Source organism: Exiguobacterium sp. A1_3_1, from assembly GCF_048985645.1.
GTDB classification, from domain to species: Bacteria; Bacillota; Bacilli; order Exiguobacteriales; family Exiguobacteriaceae; genus Exiguobacterium_A; species Exiguobacterium_A indicum.
Genome location: NZ_WBYY01000224.1, coordinates 1 through 4,269 on the forward strand (window position 1 = coordinate 1; position 4,269 = coordinate 4,269).

3 protein-coding genes are annotated in these 4,269 nt (G+C 47.4%); 1 reads left to right on the forward strand and 2 read right to left on the reverse strand.

The genetic code is table 11. The annotated features are described in order from the left end of the window. The first annotated feature begins 21 nt into the window (after positions 1-21). Complete coding sequence (locus F8N00_RS16560) at positions 22-1,251, forward strand: glycerol-3-phosphate dehydrogenase/oxidase (protein WP_421018605.1); 1,230 nt, start codon at positions 22-24, stop codon at positions 1,249-1,251. Between the two features lie 46 nt (positions 1,252-1,297). Here the strand turns inward: F8N00_RS16560 and F8N00_RS16565 are convergent, their stop codons facing one another. Both F8N00_RS16565 and F8N00_RS16570 read right to left on the reverse strand, forming a co-directional pair. Continuing rightward, positions 1,298-2,734, reverse strand: coding sequence for an amino acid permease (locus F8N00_RS16565; RefSeq protein WP_047391976.1), 1,437 nt, complete (start codon positions 2,732-2,734; stop codon positions 1,298-1,300). Between the two features lie 225 nt (positions 2,735-2,959). Continuing rightward, on the reverse strand, positions 2,960-4,258 hold the full coding sequence (locus F8N00_RS16570; RefSeq protein ID WP_421018606.1) for a DUF2252 domain-containing protein: 1,299 nt from the start codon (positions 4,256-4,258) through the stop codon (positions 2,960-2,962). Between the last annotated feature and the right edge of the window lie 11 nt (positions 4,259-4,269).

The following is a 4,269-nucleotide window of genomic DNA, read 5'->3' on the forward strand; positions in this document are numbered from 1 at the left end:
TAGTCTCGTGGGCTCGGAGATGTGTATAAGAGACAGCTATTACGTTCGGAACATTTAGTCGGTGGTGGTCGTTATGTCGAATATAAAACGGATGATGCCCGATTGACAGTCGAAGTCTTAAAGGCAGCCGTTGGTTACGGTGGACGTGCCGTCAACTATACGAAGGCTGAATCGCTCGTCTACCACAATGGAAAAGTTGTCGGTGTCGAAGTCCGTGACGTCTTAAGTGACAAAACGTATACGATTCGGGCGAAGAAAATCATCAATGCAACCGGTCCGTGGGTCGACGAACTACGTGAAAAAGATGGTTCGAAAGCTGGGAAATCGCTCCACCTGACGAAAGGGATTCATCTCGTCATCGATCAAGCGCATTTCCCACTCCAACAGGCTGTTTATTTCGACGTTCCAGATGGTCGGATGATTTTTGCGATTCCACGCGAAGGGAAAACCTATGTCGGAACAACTGACACGAACTATAAAGGAGATATTCTTGAGCCGGGTGTCACTGTCGAGGATCAGGATTATATCCTAGAGGCGACGAATCAAATGTTCAACGTCGAGTTACGACCTGAACACGTCGAATCGACATGGTCTGGACTACGCCCACTCATTCATGAAGATGGAAAGGACCCGAGTGAACTGTCTCGAAAAGATGAAATCTTCGTCTCGAAATCCGGTCTGATGTCAATCGCTGGTGGGAAGTTGACCGGGTACCGGAAGATGGCAGAACGAATTATCGATATGGTCGCAGACCAATTCAAGACAGAAGAAAATCGGATTTACCTCGCTTCCCGTACGCACGATATCTTGCTTGGTGGTGGTCATCCACAAGGAAGTAAAGGATTTGCCCGCTACTTGAAAGAACAACAACCAAAAGGAGAAGCACTCGGATTGTCACCGAATGAGGCGACATGGCTCATCCAACGTTACGGTACGAATGTCGAACGTGTCTACGAATTGATTCGGACACGTGGTGACGAGGCGGCTCGTTATCAATTACCGTTACACTGGTTCGGCGCCCTTCTATATGGATTAGAAGCTGAGCTCGTCATGCAACCCGGCGACTTCTTGAACCGTCGTGCCTCGGCCGTCTTCTTTGATTTCCCTCACGCTGAACAGTACGCAGATGGTGTTCTCGCCTTGATGCGTAGCGAACTCGGCTGGTCGGCAGAAGATGAAGCGAGAGCCAATGAAAGCATTCGTCGTGAATTTGATGCGGTCCGCGTCAAAGGACCTGTTCCACTTTCATAACATCAGAAGACCCGATCGCCTTCAGGCGACCGGGTCTTCTTGCATGTTACTGTTCTTCTTTCGAAGCAGCGAGTTCCGCTGCCGGCATGTTGCCTGGGTGTAAATTCGAACTCTTACGTGCAAACGTAAAGTAAAGGACTAAACCAATAGCAAGCCAGATTCCAAAAGCAATCCATGTCTCGAGTTTCAAGTTGAACATCAAGAAAAGACATGCAGCGATTGCTGCGATCGGCACATATGGCATACCTGGACATTTGAACGCACGTGGGAGATCAGGCTGTGTCTTACGAAGAATCAAGACAGCAACAGAGATCAAGACGAATGCTGCGAGTGTACCCATGTTGACGAGGTTTGCGATGACATCGAGCGGAACGAATCCAGCAACGAGTGAGCTACCCAGTCCGATCATCCAAGTCGCCTTGAATGGTGTTTGGTACTTCGGATGCACTTCAGAGAACACTTTCGGGAACATTCCGTCACGCGAGATGGCGAATGCAAGACGCACCATTCCGTAAGTCATGACGAGAATGACTGTTGTGATCCCGAGGATCGCACCGAGATCGATGAATCCAGCTACCCAGCTTTGACCGGCCATTTGAATCGCAAGTGAGACTGGATGATCGACACCAGCAAATTGTTGGTACGGTACGATACCCGTCATGATGGCTGCGACGATGACGTAAAGGACTGTACAAACAGCGAGTGAACCGATGATCCCGCGTGGCAAGTTTTTTTGCGGATCGCGGACTTCTTCAGCTGCTGATGTGACGGCATCAAAGCCGATGTACGCGAAGAAGACGATTGCGGCACCCGAGAAGACGCCTCCCCAACCAAATGGTGTGAACGGTGTCCAGTTCGATGGCTCAACGTAGCCGACACCAACAACGATGAAGAGAATGACGACTGCGACCTTGATGACGACCATGATGTTGTTGACACGCTTCGTTTCCTTGATTCCCATCGACAACAATGCCGTAATGGCAAAGAGGATTAAGAATGCTGGAAGGTTGAAGTATGTCTTGGCTCCTTCGACTGCTCCAGGAGCTGCTGATAAGGCTGTTGGCACATGGATGTTGAATCCTGCAAGTAAGGACTGGAAGTATCCAGACCATCCAGCTGCAACGGCACTCGAGGCGAGTCCATATTCGAGGATCAAGTTCCAACCGATGATCCAAGCGAAGATCTCACCCATTGTCGCATACGTGTACGTATAGACGGATCCACTGACCGGAATCGTTGATGCGAATTCAGCGTAAGCAAGAGCAGCTAGACCACAGGCGATGGCAGATAGAATGAATGATACGATAAGTCCTGGTCCTGCAGTCAATGCTCCTGTTCCCGTCAAAACGAAGATTCCGGTTCCGATGATGGCGCCAATTCCTAAAAACGTTAAATCCATCGCGCCAAGATTTCGAGCAAGTCCACTGTTTCGTTTACTTGCAGCAATCATAGCGGAAACATCTTTTTTCCGCGTCAAGCTCATGATGTACTTCCCCCTATGCCTCTTTTGATTTGTCCTACGGAGCGAGTCGTCCGTAAGAACTTAATCAAAAATTTACGAAGTTTTCTGATAAATTGATATAGGTCATTATACCTATTTCTATTTTGTTGAACGCTTTCATTCGTTAAACAAAAAAATCTGTACAAAAAAGATGGATATGTAACACATGTTACACACCCATCTAATAAGCCTCTGTTTATTAAGTTTTTAAATTGTTTTTCGGGTCTTCATCCACTCTAAAAACACTTGGTAATCCAGCTTTGTTCGTGTCACGTAGGCTTCTGACCAACGCTCGATTTGCTCTAAAAAAGCGGTGTCCGAAACACCAATGGCTTGGATGATTTCAACATCCGCATGATGTGTCAAAATTTTTTCTTTAATCCCGGCGTCCTGATCCGCCCGCGCATGGATTTTCGCGGTAATTTGACCTTGAATACACAACACGTTCTCAAGGTCTTCCTGACTTTTGATATGCTTTGCTTTTAGTTTTTTCTTATATGGCGAGCGCTCACGTACATAATATTCCTTTTTTTCAATCGTCAGATAACCAAGATATGGATCTTCATGTGCCTGCATCGCTTTTTGGGACGTGATGACCCGTCGACCTTGATGGACAGCTTCTGTTTCCGGGCGATAAACGGGCAGGAATAACGAAGGGACGGACGTTTGCGCTTGTTTCATCTCAAGAATCAAATCTTCTTCTCCGCCTTCGCCCTCAATCAGAATGTAATAGCGCTCAAGACCAATCGATGCCGTTCCACTGTCTAGCTTCCGCACGATATCCTTAATCGTATAGAACGATTCGTCACGACGATCCTCGGCATCAATCGTCTCGATATAGGAGGACCAAGCAGACTCGATTGCTGATCGTGTCGCGTCATCTACCGCTGCCATATCCGGTAATGTACAAAAACGTCTCACGCCATCCACCAGTTCCGTCCGCTCCCCCATTAATTCCTCACGTTTCTTTTCTGCTTTTTTGATCAACTTCTTGATTGGTCCTTTCGTATTATCCCGCGTAAAACAGACATCACTCGGATCTTTTCCGAGAGCGTACTTTTTTAAATCGTGTAAGTATTCCAGGACATAATTTCGAATCGCAGGAGTCGGATTGTATCCTGCCTCTTCAGCGAACAACCGGACGGAGACCGCCATGCGAATCAAATCGTATAGATAAGATCCTAAGTACCCTTCATCAAAGTCATTGACGTCGTAGATGATATCTCCCTTCGCATTGCCATGGACACCGAAATTCTCAAAATGAAGATCTCCCTGAATCCACGTCGGTTTATCAAGAGGCGTATCAAAACCAAGGGGGATTCGCGTCACGTCATAATAAAACAGATGCGAACTCCCACGGAAAAAGCGAAACGGACTCAAGCTCATCTTGTCGTACTTTTCCTGACGTGCTTGCTCATCGAGCTGACGGATTTCGTGATCGTAGAAATCAAGCACCTTCGCAATCGTCATTTGTCGAATCTCTTCATATACCTGTCTCTTATACACATCTCCGAGCC